Here is a 14854-nt window from a genome sequence, read left to right as displayed (position 1 = left end):
CACGGGATCGCGCTCCACCTCGCGCCCGGCCTCGCCCAGCAAGCTCATGACCGCGCCGAGCCGCCCGCCCAGCGCCGCCCGCAGCCGCCCGGCCACCCGTAACCGCTCCCGCGCCAGGGTGACCCGAGCCAGATCGTCCCGGGTCGCGGTCAGCCGATCCACCAGCGCGGGCAGCCGCAGCAGGCTGTACATGACGATCGCGATGGCGCCGGTGGTGAGCACGCCGTAGGCGAAGGCGTGCGAATCACCCCGCCAGCTCTCCCGCGTGAATCCCGCACCCGCGACGACGAGAAAGAACAGCACCCAGCGCCACCGGGTCGGCACACACCACAGCACCGTCACCGCCAGCACGCTGCCCTGGTACGCCGCCGATCCCCCGACCAGCGGAATCGGCAGATACGTCAGGGTGATCTGCGCGAGCAGCACCCACTGCCGGGTCGAGGCGCGCCGCTCGGCCAGCACCAGCAAACCGACCTGGAACGCGCAGCCGCCCAACGCCAGTGCGTCGGCCCCGCCCACCGCGAATGAGAGGGTGAACAGGACCAGGAAGAGGTATCCGATCGACTTATGGAGCAGCGGCACGCCATTGATTGCAACCCGGGGAAGGTGTCGGAGGCAATCGGGGTTGTTCCCGAGGTGAACCAAGGTGACGAGCGACGAACGATCCGGGTGCTGGTCGCCGAGGACATGTGCCTGCTGCGCGAAACGCTGGTGGCCTCCCTGGAACTGGAGGCGGACATCGAGATCGTGGCCGCCCTGGATTCCGGCGCGGCCATCGTGCGCACGGCGATCGCCACCCGCGCCGACGTCGCCATCGTGGACATCGATCTGCCGGACGTGGACGGCCTCACCGCCGCCGCGGACCTCCGGGAACGGCATCCCGCCTGCCGGGTGCTGATCCTGACCGCGCTGGCCAGTCCCGCACATCTCAAGCGCGCCATGGACATCGGCGCGGGCGGCTTCGTCCTCAAGGACAGTCCCCGGCACGAACTCGTCTGCGCTGTCCGCACGGTCGCCGCGGGCGGCCGGGTGCTGGACGCGGATCTGGCCTGTTCCGCGCTGCGCATGCCCGCCAATCCGCTCACCGATCGCGAAGTGGAAGTGCTGCGCTGCTTCTCCGAGGGCGCGGACCCCAGGGACATCGCCGCGCGCCTGCACCTGTCCTACGGCACCGTGCGCAACTATCTCGCCACCACGGTCACCAAACTCCAGGCCCGCAATCGCGTGGACGCGGTCCGCCTGGCCACCGACTCCGGCTGGCTGTGATCACCCGGCGAAAGCCCGTCGGACAACTCGATTCCCGGGCGGGCGGCCCGAGGAATTCCGGGTGGTCCGGCCGATGAATCTCAGCTAACCCAGCCGATACATCGGGAGAATCTCAGCTTCATACACGGTGCCCACAATCGACAGATGTTGAACCCCGGCCCCACCGTCGCGGAGATTCTGGCCTCGCACGAGAGTGGCAGCGGCTCCCCCACCAATACCGCTGCCCGCGTTGCGGATGCGATCGCGGCCCGCGGCGCGGACGGCACCTGGATCACCACCGTGCCCCGCGATCGCCTGCTGGCGGACGCCGCGGAGATCGAACGCCGCCCGGGCGCGCGCACCCTGCCGCTGTACGGCGTGCCCTTCGGGGTGAAGGACAGCATCGATGTGGCGGGCTGGCCCACCACGCTGGCCTGCCCCGACTACGCCTATACCGCGACCGAGACGGCGCCCGCGGTGCAGCGCCTGCTGGACGCGGGCGCGCTGTTCGTCGGCAAGACCAACCTCGACCAGTTCGCGACCGGCTTGAACGGCACCAGGACCCCGTATCCGGTGCCGCGCAGCGTCTTCGGCGGTGACCTGATCTCGGGCGGTTCCAGTTCCGGATCGGCGCTGGCGGTGGCACTGGGCCAGGTGCCCTTCTGCGTGGCCACCGACACCGCCGGCTCGGGCCGGGTTCCGGCCGCGCTGAACGGGATCGTTGGCTGGAAGCCCTCGCGGGGGCTGATCAGCACGGTGGGCTTGGTCCCGGCGTGCAAATCCCTGGACTGCATGACGTTGATGGCCTCGAGCATCGAGGATCTGGACCGCGTGTTCGACGTGATCGCGGGCCTGGACCCCGCCGACGCGTGGAGCCGGGCGCGCGGGCCGCGCTTCTCGGGCGATCGGCTGCGCGTCGGCCTGCCCGCCCCGTCGGAACTGGAGTTCTTCGGCGACGAGGTCTTCCGGGCCGCGCACCTGGGTATGCGGGACCGGCTGGCCCGGCTCGGATTCGACTGCGCGCCAACCACCCTGATGCCGTTCCTGAACGCCGGGGCGCTGCTGTACGAAGGCCCCTGGGTGGCCGAACGCCTGGTGGAGTTCGACGATTTCCTGACCGGCAAGCCCGAGTCCATGCTGCCGGTGGTGCGCGAGATCTTCACCGGCGCGAAGCGCTTCGACGCGGTCGACGTCTTCCGCGCCCAGCAGCGGCTGCAGGAGCTGAAGTCCGTGGTCGCCCGGATCTGGACCGATATCGACGTGGTCATGGTCCCGACCATCGGCACCACCTTCACCGTGGCGCAGGTCGAAGCCGATCCCATCGCCACCAACACCGTGCTCGGTCACTACACCCACTTCGGAAACCTGCTGGACCTGACCGCGATAGCGGTCCCGGTCGGCAGCACCGCGGACGGGCGGCCGCTCTCGGTCATGATCTTCGGCCCCGCGCTGGCCGATGACACCGTGCTCGCCGCGGCCGCTCGCATCCTCGACGAGCCGCGCCCATTGCTCGGGCACGCGGATTTCCGGCTCGCACAGAGAGAACGACGATGACAGCGGTTCACTACATACCGGCGCGACCGGCGCCCTTCGAATTCACCCCGGCCGCCACGGCCCTGCTCGTCATCGACATGCAGCGAGACTTCCTGCTGCCGGGCGGATTCGGCGCCAGCCTGGGCAACGACGTGGAGCTGTTGCGCACGGTGATCGAACCGCTGGCGCGGCTCATGGCGGCGGCCCGCGCGGCGGGCATCCCGGTGATCCACACCCGCGAAGGCCATCTGCCCGATCTCTCGGACTGCCCGCCGTCGAAACTGCTGCGCGGCAGCCCGACCCAGCGCATCGGCGATCCGGGCCGATACGGCCGGCTGCTGGTGCGCGGCGAGTACGGCCACGACATCATCGACGAACTCGCCCCCGCCCCCGGCGAAGTGGTGATCGACAAACCCGGCAAGGGCGCGTTCTACGCCACCGAACTCAGCGCGGTCCTGACCGCGCGCTCGATCGATTCGCTGCTGGTCACCGGCGTCACCACCGAGGTGTGCGTGCACACCACGGTCCGCGAGGCCAATGACCGCGGCTACGAATGTCTGGTCGTATCCGACTGCGTCGGTTCGTATTTCCCGGAGTTCCAGCGCGCCGGACTGGAGATGATCGCCGCTCAGGGCGGCATCTTCGGCTGGGTCGCCGATTCCGCGGCCGTCATCTCCACCCTCGCGGATACCGCCCCCGCGAAACACCCGGCCGCCTGACGCGCCCCGGCTCAGTGAACAGGAAACACCATGTCCGCCGATACCCGAACCCCTGACGAAACCGGCTCTCCCACAACGCTGTCGCTGCCCTGGTGGACGCGCGGGGACACCAACGCCTTCTTCGGCCTGTCCTTCAACATCCTGGTCAACGTCCTCACCCTGACCACGCTGTCCATCGCGGTGGTCAAGATTCCGAGCGGCGATGTACTCGGCACCGTGCTACCCGCCCTGGGCGTGGCGCTGGTGCTGGGCAATCTGTACTACATGGTGCTGGCGCGCCGGCTCGCCCGCCGCGAGAACCGGGACACGGTGACCGCGTTGCCCTACGGTCCCAGCGTCCCGCACATGTTCATCGTGGTGTTCGTGGTCATGCTGCCGATCTACCTGAAGACCAATGATCCCCTGCAGGCCTGGTCGGCGGGTCTGGCGTGGGCGTTCATGATCGGCGTCATCGTGATGATCGGGGCGTTCGTCGGCCCGTTCATCCGCAGGATCACCCCGCGCGCGGCCATGCTCGGCACCCTGGCCGGCATTTCCATCACCTTCATCGCCATGCGGCCCGCCGCCCAGATGTGGGAGGCCGCGTGGATCGGCCTGCCGGTGCTCGCCATCATCCTGATCGGCTTCTTCACCGACGCCAAGCTGCCCGGCAACATTCCCATCGGCCTGGTCGCGCTGCTGGTCGGCACCGCGATCGGCTGGATCGGCGGATACATGTCCGCGCCCGACGTCGCCCAGGCCGCGCGCGACATCGCGCTGGGTCTGCCCGATCTGCGCCTGGATCTGCTCGCGGACGGTCTCGGCAATCTCGCACCGCTGCTGGCCACCGCGATACCGCTGGGCGTCTACAACTTCACCGAGGCCATGAGCAACGTGGAGAGCGCGGCCGCGGCCGGGGACAACTACAACCTGCGCAGCGTGCTGCTGGCCGACGGTTTCGGCGCGATCATCGGCTCCGGCTTCGGCTCGCCGTTCCCGCCCGCGGTCTACATCGGTCACCCCGGCTGGAAGGACGCGGGCGGTCGCACCGGGTACTCGCTCGCCAGCGGCGGGATCATCGGATTGATGTGCCTGCTCGGGCTTTTCGGCCTGCTGGCCACCCTGCTGCCGATTCCCGCCATCGTCCCGATCCTGCTCTACATCGGCCTGCTGATCGGCGCGCAGGCGTTCCAGGCGGTGCCCAGGCTGCACGCGGTCGCGGTGGTGGCGGCGCTGCTGCCCAATCTCGCCGAATGGGGTGTGGGACAGATCGACAACGCGCTCAGCGCCGCGGGCACCTCGGCGAGCAAGATCGGCTCGGACGCGCTCGGGCAGGCGGGCGTGGTCTACGACGGACTGAAAACGCTCGGCGCGGGCGCGGTGCTGGCCGGGCTGGTGCTGGGCACCATCGTGACCTTCATCCTGGACAAGCGATTCCGGGCGGCGGCACTGGCCGCGGCGGTCGGCGCGGCGCTGAGCTTCATCGGGCTCATCCACGCCGCCGAGGTCGATTGGGCGGCCGCGCCCAAGGTGGCGCTGGGCTACCTGTTCTTCGCGCTGGTGTGCCTGGCCTGGTCGGTACTGCCCGCGACCGCTACGCCGGACGCGGATCCGCCCACCGAGGAGGCGGTCCCGGCCCCCACCTCGCCCACCCCGACGACGTCCACGGCCGCCGCTCCCGATGCGCCCGCGACCACGCCGCCGCCGGACACGACCGCCGATTCCGCCCGCACCTCCCCGGCCGCCGAGACCACCGACTCCGCTCCCTCACCATCGGAGTCGGCGCCGGCGCGGGCCGCGTCCACGCCGACCGAGTCCTCGTCCTCGTCGGTCTGAGCACGCCCGCGCCACCGCGACGCCGAAGTCCCGCCGCGTCGGGCGGGGCATCGGCGTCGCCCGGGTCGCCGTCCGGGCGGCCGCTCGCGGACAGGCGACCTGCCGTGCCGGGCAAGGCAATCCGCCATGCCCGGCGAGACCGTCCGCCAACTGGGCCGACAGGCAATTCGGCGCGCCCGCGGAGTGGATACTTTGCGGGCCGCCGGAGGGCGGGGCACACTCGGGACTGTGACACCGAATTCGTTGGGGCGGGTTTCTGAACTGGGCGGTTGGTCATGAGTGTGCTGGCTCGGGGTGAGAACCGGCCCGCGCCCGGCGAGCGCATGACGATCACCGTCACCAGCGCCGCCGGGGTGGATGTTTCCGCGCTGCTGCTGGGCGGCAACGGAAAGGTCCGCTCGGACGCGGACTTCGTCTTCTTCAATCAGCCGGCCGGGCCGGGGGTGACGTACCGCCACGGCCGCGGCGCGGGCGACATGGTCGACGTGCAGACCGGCGCACTGCCCCCGGACGTCGAGCGCGTGGTGATCACCGCGAGCCTGGACGGCAGCGGCCCGCCCACCTTCGCCTCGGCCGGGCCGCTCACCGCGACCATCGGATCCGACTCGGGCACTTTGAGTTTCCCCACCACCGGACTCACCACCGAGTCGGCCGTGGTGTGTGTGGAGATCTACCGGCGGTCCGGGGCGTGGAAGGTGCGCGCGGTCGGCCAGGGCTATGACGACGGGCTGGCGGGCATCGCCTCCGCGTTCGGGGTGAACATCGACGACGAGCCCGAACCCGCCGCGCCCCCGGCCCCGCCCGCGATGCCGGGCACCTACCCGCCGCCGAGCGGGTATCCGGCCCCCAATGCTCCCGCGCAGCAGCAGTATTCGCCGCCGCCCGCGCAGCAGCCGCCACACTCCCCGCCCCCGGCGTACTCCCCGCCGCCCCCGCCCCCGGCGTATCCCACGCCCGCCCCGGCCTATTCGGCGCCCGCCGCGCCCCAGGCACCCGCATATCAGCAAGGAGCGCAAGCCATGCAGAGCGATCTCTTCGATCCCCGTCATGCCGAGGTCGGGGGCGCGGGCATTCAGAAGCAGGGCGGCAAGATGATTCGCGTCGCGGTCAACGGCGAGGTCATGGCGCGCGCCGGATCGATGGTGGCCTACCAGGGTGATCTGCAGTTCAAGGCGCTGGGCTCCGGCGGCATCGGGCGGGCGATCCAGCAGCGACTGACCGGCGAGGGCGTTCCGCTCATGAAGGTCACCGGACGCGGGGATCTGTTCCTGGCCGACTCGGCGTCCGACGTGCACACCGTGGATCTGGACGGCTCGGACGGGCTCACCATCAACGGTTCCAACGTGCTGGCCTTCGAACCCTCGCTGAGCTACAACATCCGCCGGGTCGAGGGCGCGGCCGGATACGCCAGCAACGCGGGCCTTTTCAACTGTGTCTTCACCGGCCGCGGGCGGATCGCCATCACCACCCACGGTTCGCCGGTGGTGCTGCAGGTCGATCAGCCGACGTACGCCGATCCGCAGGCGGCGGTGGCGTGGTCGTCGAGTCTGCACACCGGCATCAAACGCAACGACTCGTTCGGCTTCAGCAGGCTCATGGGCCGCAGCACCGGCGAGGGCATCACCCTGTCGTTCTCCGGACGCGGATTCGTCATCGTGCAGCCGTCCGAGCTGCCGCCGGGCGGCCTGCTCGGCGGGACCGGCGGCGGGCAGCAGTCCGGGCAGAGCGGTGGCATGCTCGGCGGCATTCTCGGGTAGCGGTCGCCGCCGGCTCGTTCACGACCGGGCGGGCCGGCCGGTCACGGGGTGGCCGCGAACATCTTGCGCACGCCGGCGAACAGCTGCGCCGCGCCGCCGAGCGACCAGCCGCCGTCCACCGGGAGCACCACGCCGGTGATGTAGGAGGCCATGGGCGAGCCGAGCCACAGGCAGCTGTCGGCGATCTCGGCGGCGTTGCCGTATCTGCCGAGCGGCACCGATTCGGTGACGACCTGTTCGAGTTCGGGCGTCGGCGCCAGCCGGGCCATGCCCTCGGTGCCCGAGATCGGCCCGGGGGCAACGGCGTTCACGCGGACCCCGGCCGGACCCCATTCCAGCGCGCACACCCTGGTCACCATGTCCACGCCCGCCTTGGCCGCGCACGCGTGGGCCTGCATCTCCATGGCGTTGCTCGACTGCGGCGCGGAGATGTTGATGACGGCGGCGCCGGGTTTGCGCAGGTGTTCGTAGGCGGCCCGGAGCACGTGATACGTGCCCTTGAGGTCGATGTCCACCACCGCGGAGAACGCCCGTGCGGACATGTCGGCCGCCGCGGCGGGAAAGTTTCCGGCGGCGCCCGACACCAGCACGTCGATGTAGCCGAACTGCTCGCGCGCCGCCGTGAGCGCCGCCGCCACCGCCTCGTAGTCCCGGACGTCGGCGGCGAAACCCATCGCCCAGCCGCCGTATTCGGCCAGCTCCTCCACCGCGGCGTCGACCTTGTCACGGTTGCGGGACAGCACCGCCACACTCGCGCCCGCCCGGGCGAAGGCCCGCGCCACTTCCAGATTGATGCCGCTGGTACCACCGGCCACGAAAACAGTGCGGCCCGAGTAGTCGAATAGCTCTGTCATCCAGCCATTTTCCGGCCGAAAAGCGCACCTCGAGGCGATTCGCCCCGATCAGCTCCGACGAAACGCCCGGACGGGCCGGCCACCCCGGCGCACCGCAAGCCACCCGAATTCCGAACCCGCGATCACGCCCGCCCGCGCGCCGGCGACACACGGATGACGAAAACGACCATGGCCCGCGGGAAATCTCCCGCGGGCCATGGTCGTTCACCGCTACAGGGACGCGCTGCCGCTCGCCGCGCTGAGCAGGGTCGTCACGAGATTAGCGAAAACTTCGAGCAGTTCCATGGGGTGAACCTCATCGATCGGTAGCCGTATCGTCCCGAAAGTGGGACACCGCACTCTCACCGATGCGGATGTCCGGCAGGTAACGCCGAGGTGAAGAGTGGCGGGAGATGTGCACACGGTCGGCAAATGTCCGAATTGACCGAATTTGTGTAATGCAGGTCACACCGCGCTGCTACCGTGGCGATAACCCGCCGCAGGGCGCGCGGCGGAACATCTTCCGGAGGTGGTCCCGATGACCTCGGTCCTGCAATCCACACGCGAGCGAATCGCGCATACGGCCGAGGCGGTGCGCGGGCTCAAGCGGTTACGGGAACTGGGGCTGAGCGATCCGCGCGATCCGGCGGAAATGCTCCGAACCTTGAGGGAGTCAAGGGTTTTCGGGCCGCCCGCGACGGCCGTGCGGCGAGCGGGACGCCTGTTTCCCGACAACCCGGCCGTCGCCGACGAGCGTGGCGAGCTGACCTACGGCGAACTCGACCGGCAGTCCGACGCGCTGGCTCGCGGTTTGCAGCGCATGGATGTCAAGCCCGGAACCGTGGTCGGAGTGCTGGCCCGCGATCATCGCGGACTGCTGCTGACCATGGCCGCGCTGGGCAAACTCGGCGCGCGGCTGGCGCTGATGAACACCGGGTTCGCCAAGCCGCAGTTCGCCGCGGTGTGCGAGCGCGAGAACGTCAAGGTCGTACTGCACGACTCGGAATTCCTCGGCCTGCTCGACGCCCTGCCGCCGGAACTGCCGCGGGTGCTGACCTGGGTCGATGAGGGCGTCGAAATACCTTCCGGGGCAACGACTCTCGACGCGCTCATCGAGGCCAACGCGCCGACCCCGCTGCCCGCGCCCAAGAAGCCGGGCGGGTTCATCATCCTGACCAGCGGCACCACCGGCCTGCCCAAGGGCGCCCCGCGCGACAAGACCGGGCCGCTGTCCACCGTGCAGATGGTCGATCGCATCGACTTCCCCCGGGGCGGGACGATGATCATCGTTTCGCCGATCTTCCACTCCACCGGCTTCGGCACCTGGCTGGTCGGGGTGGCCTTCGGGAACAAGGTCGTGACCAGCCGCCGGTTCGACGCCGAGCGCACGCTGCGCCTGATCGCCGAACACCGGGCCGATTTCATGGTCGCGGTGCCGACCATGCTGCATCGCATGGTGGATCTGGACCCGGCGATTCGCGCGAAGTACGACACTTCATCGCTGAAGGGCATCGTGATCGCGGGATCGGCGCTGTCGCCGGAGCTGAGCCAGCGCACCGCCGAGGTGTTCGGCCCGGTGCTCTACAACCTGTACGGCTCCACCGAATGCGCGGTCGCCACGGTCGCGCGACCCGAGGAATTGGCCGTCGCGCCGGGCACCGCGGGCCGCTCCCCCACCACCTGCGAGGTGGTGCTCTTCGACGACGACGGCAAACGAATTCGGGCCAAGAATGTCAAGGGCCGCATATTCATTCGCTCCGGGTCACCGTTCAAGGGCTATACCGACGGGCGGCACAAGCAGATCATCGAGGGCTATATGTCCAGCGGCGACGTCGGTCATTTCGACGACAACGGCCTGCTGTTCGTCGACGGCCGCGATGACGACATGATCGTCTCGGGCGGAGAGAACGTCTTCCCGCAGGAGGTCGAGAATCTGCTGCTCGAGCGCGCCGACGTGTTCGACGCGGCCGTGATCGGCGTGGACGATGTCGAGTTCGGCAAGCGGCTGCGGGCGTTCATCGTGCCCGAGCCCGGCGAGAAGCCCGATCCGGACGAGATCAAGCTGCACGTCAAGAACACCCTCGCCCGCTACAAGGTCCCCCGCGATGTCGTGTTTCTCGATGAACTCCCGCGCAATGCCACGGGCAAGCTGCTGCGCAAGACACTGCTCGAATACCAGATCTGAGTCCCGCGCGGGGACCCGGGGAGGTAATGCCTACCACGCCGCCGGCCAAATATTCGATACTTGAAGTAACAGAGACCTCGGCCACATCGATACGCTCGCTGCTTGCTAGGGTTGGCCCGTACTGGATATCGAGGTTGCGGACCGAAAGCCGACTCGTCCGGCAGGGGATTCGCGGAAGGTTGTACCCATGTCATCAGCCCTATCGGCAGGCACGGTTATTCGTAAGGCGGGGGATGCGGCGCTGAGCATCAACGCCATGGTCCGCGGTGGATTGGTGAACCCGCTGCGCCTGGATCATGCGGTGAAATCGGCCCTCAATATCGCCAAGTTCGGGCCTTTCGCCGGTGCGCTCATCCACGGCGCCACGACCAACCCGAAGTCCGCGGCGATCGTCGACGAGCGCGGCGAGATGACGTTCGAACAGCTGGACAAGCAGTCCAGCGCCATTGCCCGCGGCCTGGCCGCGCGCGGCATCGAGCCCGGCGACGTCATCGGCGTCCTGGCCCGTGATCATCGCGGCATGGTGCTCACCCTGGTGGCGGCCGGCAAGCTCGGCGTGCGCACCGTGCTCATGAACACCGGCTTCGCCAAGCCGCAGTTCGCCGACGTGAGCGCGCGCGAGAAGGTCAAGGCGGTGCTGCACGACAGCGAGTTCTTCGACCTGATGAGCGCGATCCCCGAGGATATTCCGCGCGTGCTGACCTGGGTCGACGAGAAGGACGACGCCGATCCGAGCATCCCGACCCTGGAGACGCTGGCGGCCGGGCAGTCCACCGCCCCGCTCACGCCGCCCGCGAGTCCGGGCGGCATGGTCATCCTGACCAGCGGCACCACCGGCACGCCCAAGGGCGCACCGCGCGACAAGGTGAGCCCCTTCATCACCGCGCAGTTCCTGGACCGAATTCCGCTGCCGCGCAACAGCACCGTCGTCATGGCCGCGCCGATCTTCCACGCCACCGGCCTGTCGCAGTTCACCATCTCGATCGCGCTGGGCAACCGAGTGGTGTTCCAGCAGCGGCGTTTCGACCCCGAGACCACCCTGGCCAACATCCAGAAGTACCGGGCCCAGGGCCTGACCGTGGTGCCCACCATGATTCAGCGCATCCTGGATCTGCCGCCGGAGACCCTCGCCAAGTACCAGCCGTCGGAGACCCTGCGCGTGCTGTTCGCCGCCGGCTCGGCGATCCCGCCGGACGTGGTGACCCGCGCCCTGGACTACTTCGGGGATTCGCTCTACAACCTGTACGGCTCCACCGAGTGCGCGGTCATCACCGTGGCCACCCCGAAGGAGCTGCGCAAGAATCCGACCACCGCGGGCCGCGCCCCGGTCGGCATTCGCATCGCGCTCTACGACGAGAACCGCAAGCGCATCACCGCGCCGAACGTGACCGGCACGATCTTCATCGAGAACAGCCACTCGTTCAAGCAGTACACCGACGGCCGGACCAAGGAGAGCGTCGACGGGCTCATCTCCAGCGGCGACGTCGGGCATTTCGACACCGACGGCATGCTGTTCATCGACGGCCGCGACGACGACATGATCGTCTCCGGCGGCGAGAACGTCTTCCCGCAGGAGGTCGAGAACCTGCTCTCCAACCGGCACGACGTGTTCGAGGCGGCCGTGGTCGGCGTCGACGATCGGGAGTTCGGCAAGCGTTTGCGGGCCATCGTGGTGCCGGGTCCGGACTCCGCGCGCGACGCCCAGGAGATCAAGGACTACGTCAAGGCGAATCTGGCGCGCTACAAGGTGCCGCGCGAGGTGATCTTCCTCGACGAGCTGCCCCGCAACGCGACCGGAAAGCTGCTGCGCAAGCCGCTGATCGAAATGTCCGTCCCCACCGAATAGTTCCGGATGGAATCGGAATGAAAGCGCGGGAATTCGGCGGTTCGTTCTCGGTTATCATCAGCACGTGAGTTTCGTGTCCGGCCGGTCCTCGGCGCATATCCGCAGTGATGCGGCGATGTTGCGCGGTGGGTCGGCCGGTTCGATTTCCGGGGCGCTCGCCGTCGCCGCGCACGGCTGGATCTCGGGGGCCGCGCCCCTGGAATCGGAGGCGCTGACGCTGCTGGTGGCCGCTTCCGCCGCGGTCGGCGCGCTCGTCGCGGGGATCGGTGTCCTGCGCACCACACGGCTCGGGCTCGTCGCGGCGCTGCTGGGCGGGCAACTGCTCGGGCACTTCGCCATGCTGTGGGGTGCGCCGGGCGGCGGGCATCACGGCCATCACCAGGCCTCGGTCTGGAGTCCGGCCATGCTGGCCGCGCACCTGAGCGCCGCCTGCGTCGCGGCGGTGGTGATTCTGGGCGCCGAGGCCGCGTACCGGATCGTCAGCGGTGTGCTGACGTGGGCGCTGCCCGTTCCGATTTCGCTGCCGGTGCTGTCCGGGCCGCCCGCGCTGCCCATTCCGCACCGCGACCGCGTCGTGCTGCGCGTGCTCGCGGCCGACGCCTTCCGCACCCGCGGGCCACCCGCCTTCGTTCGAGGCTGATCTTTTCTCCGGGGCTCGATCGAGTCCCCGCATCCCCGTGCGCACGGTGCTGTTCTCCGTGTGCCATCGCCGTATTCGGCGACCCGGGGTATTTCCTCGAACGAAAGACCGCTCGTGACAATCACAGAAAGCGGTGTCGATTCCTCGGCACCGCAACCTTCCCCTACCGGAAAGTCGGACGCGACGGAGAACAAACCGTCGACCGGCTCCACCAAACGCGGCGCGGGCAATGCCTTTCAGGCGCTGATGCTGCGACTGCATTTCTACGCCGGCGTGTTCGTTGCGCCGTTCATCCTGATCGCGGTGGTCACCGGTGCGCTGTACGCGATCGCGCCGCAGATCGAGAACTTCGTCGATCGCGGGCTGCTGCACACCGATTCGACCGGTGCGCCCAAGCCGCTCGCCGAGCAGATCGCCGCGGCCACCGCCCAGGTTCCGGACCTGTCGCTGGCGGCTGTCGCGCCCGCGCAGAACACGGGCGACACCACCCGGGTGATCTTCACCGATCCCTCGCTCGGCGAGTCCGAGCGGCGGGCGGTGTTCGTCGACCCGGTGACCGCGCAGCCGCAGGGCGTGAGCGTGGTCTACGGCAGTTCGGGTCAGTTGCCCACGCGCACCTGGATCGACACCCTGCATCGCACCCTGCACCTGGGTGACCTCGGGCGCTACTACAGCGAGATCGCCGCGTCCTGGCTGTGGCTCATCGCGCTGGCCGGGCTGGTGCTCTGGTACCGCCGGGTGCGGGCGCGGCGCGAACGCCGGTCCGCGGGCTGGCTGCTGCGGGTCGATCGCTCCAAGCCGCGCGCTCGCACGCTGAATTGGCATGCGGTCGTTGGTTTGTGGGTGCTGCCGGTGGTGCTGCTGCTCTCCGCGACCGGTATGACCTGGTCCAAGTACGCCGGTGAGAACGTGGGCGAGCTCCGCAAGGAGCTGAGCTGGATGACCCCGGCGATCGACCAGAAGCTGCCCGGCGCGACCGGTCCGGTCGCGGCCGCCGGTGGCGACCATGCCGATCACGGCGGCAAGCCCGCCGCGCCCAAGCCCGCGGCGAACAAGGCCGCGCAGGCCGACACCGCCTACGCGGTGGCCCGGGCGAACGGGCTCGAGGGACCACTGGAGATCAGCATTCCGGCGGCGGACAACACCGCGTTCGTGGCAAAGGAACTGCGGCGGCCCTTCGTCTACACCCAGGATTCGATCGCGGTGAACGGCGAGACCGGTGTGGTCACCGACGTGCTGCGCTTCTCGGACTGGCCGCTCATGGCCCAGGCCACCAACCTCGGCATCGGGCTGCACATGGGCGTCACCTTCGGGCTGATCAATCAGCTGGTGCTGCTGGTGGCCATGCTCGCGCTGCTGACCGTGGTCGTGCGCGGCTACCTCATGTGGTGGCGGCGCCGGCCGACCAGGGAGACGAGCAAGCTGGGCGCCGGTAAGGCGCCGCGGCGCGGGGCCATGCGGCAGACGCCGCTCTTCGTGCTGGTTCCGTTCGTGGCGGTGGCCGCGGTCGTGGGCTGGTTCGCGCCGCTGCTCGGCATTCCACTGCTGGGGTTCCTGGCGCTCGACGTGCTGGTCGGCTTGGCAGCCCGCCGGCGCGCGTCCGCCTGATCTCCCTCTGATCCGCTGCCCGGCAGCGGTTTTCACACATTCACAGCCGAATCCTGCCAGCGACACCGCCTTCCGGCCGTGCCGCCGGATTCGGACGCCCTGTCACGATCCGGCGCGCTGGATCGTCACCACTGCACTGCGGAACCCGACCGCACAAGACGCGAGGAACTACCCCTGATGAAGATCAAGATGTTCGCCCTGTCCGCCGCCGCCGTCTCGAGCATGCTGGCCGTCGGCGCGAGCACCGCGCACGCGGCTCCCGCTCCCGAGGCGAACGCGGACGGCGCGATCAACTACGCCGTCACCACCACCGGGGAGCACGCCGTCATCAACACCGACGCCGGTTCGCTGGTGGTCGAGGACGGTGTGTTCAAGGTCAAGGCCGACAATGGCGTCACCGTCGCCGGCACCGAATTGAGCGTTCGCGTAGACGATTTCGTCTTCCCCATCGCCGCCGACATCACCGGCCGCACCGCGACCCTCACCCCGCGGCTCGACCTGGCGCACGCGGTCTACCAGCCGGTGGCGCTGCCGTTCGAGAACTCGGCGCCGTGGAAGTCCGAGTACGACCGAGAGGTCGCCGCGTGGTCACGCATGACCAGCACCATCTCCCTGGGCGCCAGCATCGCCACCCTGGTCGGCGGCATCGGCGGCGCGGCCCTCGGCTGCGTCG

General features: G+C 69.3%; 12 protein-coding genes. 10 read left to right on the top strand and 2 right to left on the bottom strand.

The features are described 5' to 3' along the window. Nucleotides 1-582 (bottom strand): hypothetical protein (locus ABZ319_RS37205; RefSeq protein ID WP_354991279.1); only part of this gene is annotated, 582 nt, incomplete at its 3' end. Nucleotides 583-606: 24 nt separating this feature from the next. Between ABZ319_RS37205 and ABZ319_RS37200 the strand changes: the two genes are divergently transcribed. The 5 genes from ABZ319_RS37200 (at nucleotide 607) to ABZ319_RS37180 (ending at nucleotide 7069) form a co-directional block, all read left to right on the top strand. Next, nucleotides 607-1266 carry a response regulator transcription factor gene (locus ABZ319_RS37200; protein ID WP_354991278.1) on the top strand — a complete coding sequence of 220 codons (660 nt, stop codon included), beginning with the start codon at nucleotides 607-609 and terminating at the stop codon, nucleotides 1264-1266. A gap of 144 nt (nucleotides 1267-1410) precedes the next feature. Next, on the top strand, nucleotides 1411-2799 hold the full coding sequence (locus ABZ319_RS37195; protein WP_354991277.1) for an allophanate hydrolase: 1389 nt from the start codon (nucleotides 1411-1413) through the stop codon (nucleotides 2797-2799). Then, entirely contained in the window at nucleotides 2796-3497 is a 702-nt protein-coding gene (locus ABZ319_RS37190; RefSeq protein ID WP_354991276.1) for a cysteine hydrolase, read from the top strand. The genes ABZ319_RS37195 and ABZ319_RS37190 overlap by 4 nt, the downstream gene beginning before the upstream one ends. Nucleotides 3498-3527: 30 nt before the next feature. Further along, nucleotides 3528-5312, top strand: a complete 1785-nt coding sequence (locus ABZ319_RS37185) for a regulator (RefSeq protein WP_354991275.1) — start codon at nucleotides 3528-3530, stop codon at nucleotides 5310-5312. Between the two features lie 275 nt (nucleotides 5313-5587). Beyond that, a complete protein-coding gene (locus ABZ319_RS37180; protein WP_354991274.1) occupies nucleotides 5588-7069 on the top strand; it encodes an AIM24 family protein in 1482 nt (493 codons plus the stop codon). A gap of 41 nt (nucleotides 7070-7110) precedes the next feature. On the opposite strand, the gene ABZ319_RS37175 is transcribed toward ABZ319_RS37180, so the two are convergent. Continuing rightward, entirely contained in the window at nucleotides 7111-7923 is an 813-nt protein-coding gene (locus ABZ319_RS37175; protein WP_354991273.1) for an SDR family oxidoreductase, read from the bottom strand. Nucleotides 7924-8440: 517 nt separating this feature from the next. Here ABZ319_RS37175 and ABZ319_RS37170 point away from each other — a divergent pair. From ABZ319_RS37170 to ABZ319_RS37150, 5 genes are all read left to right on the top strand, one after another. Continuing rightward, nucleotides 8441-10087, top strand: a complete 1647-nt coding sequence (locus ABZ319_RS37170) for an acyl-CoA synthetase (RefSeq protein ID WP_354991272.1) — start codon at nucleotides 8441-8443, stop codon at nucleotides 10085-10087. A gap of 187 nt (nucleotides 10088-10274) precedes the next feature. Then, entirely contained in the window at nucleotides 10275-11933 is a 1659-nt protein-coding gene (locus tag ABZ319_RS37165) for an acyl-CoA synthetase (RefSeq protein WP_354991271.1), read from the top strand. 64 nt (nucleotides 11934-11997) lie between these two features. Beyond that, nucleotides 11998-12573, top strand: coding sequence for a hypothetical protein (locus ABZ319_RS37160; RefSeq protein ID WP_354991270.1), 576 nt, complete (start codon nucleotides 11998-12000; stop codon nucleotides 12571-12573). A gap of 114 nt (nucleotides 12574-12687) precedes the next feature. Next, entirely contained in the window at nucleotides 12688-14181 is a 1494-nt protein-coding gene (locus tag ABZ319_RS37155) for a PepSY domain-containing protein (RefSeq protein ID WP_354991269.1), read from the top strand. A 177-nt stretch (nucleotides 14182-14358) separates the two neighbouring features. Beyond that, a partial coding sequence (locus tag ABZ319_RS37150) for a hypothetical protein (protein WP_354991268.1) occupies nucleotides 14359-14854 on the top strand: 496 nt, incomplete at its 3' end.

Origin of the sequence: Nocardia sp. NPDC005978, from assembly GCF_040614455.1 — a bacterium.
In the GTDB taxonomy this organism is placed as follows: domain Bacteria; phylum Actinomycetota; class Actinomycetes; order Mycobacteriales; family Mycobacteriaceae; genus Nocardia.
Note: the sequence above shows the minus strand (reverse complement) of the source record. Positions and strands in the feature narration are given on the sequence as shown.

Coding starts and splice junctions, on each gene's coding strand:
- ABZ319_RS37180 (WP_354991274.1), top strand. CDS start 5,588: ATGAGTGTGCTGGCTCGGGGTGAGAACCGGCCCGCGCCCGGCGAGCGC.
- ABZ319_RS37185 (WP_354991275.1), top strand. CDS start 3,528: ATGTCCGCCGATACCCGAACCCCTGACGAAACCGGCTCTCCCACAACG.
- ABZ319_RS37195 (WP_354991277.1), top strand. CDS start 1,411: ATGTTGAACCCCGGCCCCACCGTCGCGGAGATTCTGGCCTCGCACGAG.
- ABZ319_RS37170 (WP_354991272.1), top strand. CDS start 8,441: ATGACCTCGGTCCTGCAATCCACACGCGAGCGAATCGCGCATACGGCC.
- ABZ319_RS37165 (WP_354991271.1), top strand. CDS start 10,275: ATGTCATCAGCCCTATCGGCAGGCACGGTTATTCGTAAGGCGGGGGAT.
- ABZ319_RS37175 (WP_354991273.1), bottom strand. CDS start 7,923: ATGACAGAGCTATTCGACTACTCGGGCCGCACTGTTTTCGTGGCCGGT.
- ABZ319_RS37190 (WP_354991276.1), top strand. CDS start 2,796: ATGACAGCGGTTCACTACATACCGGCGCGACCGGCGCCCTTCGAATTC.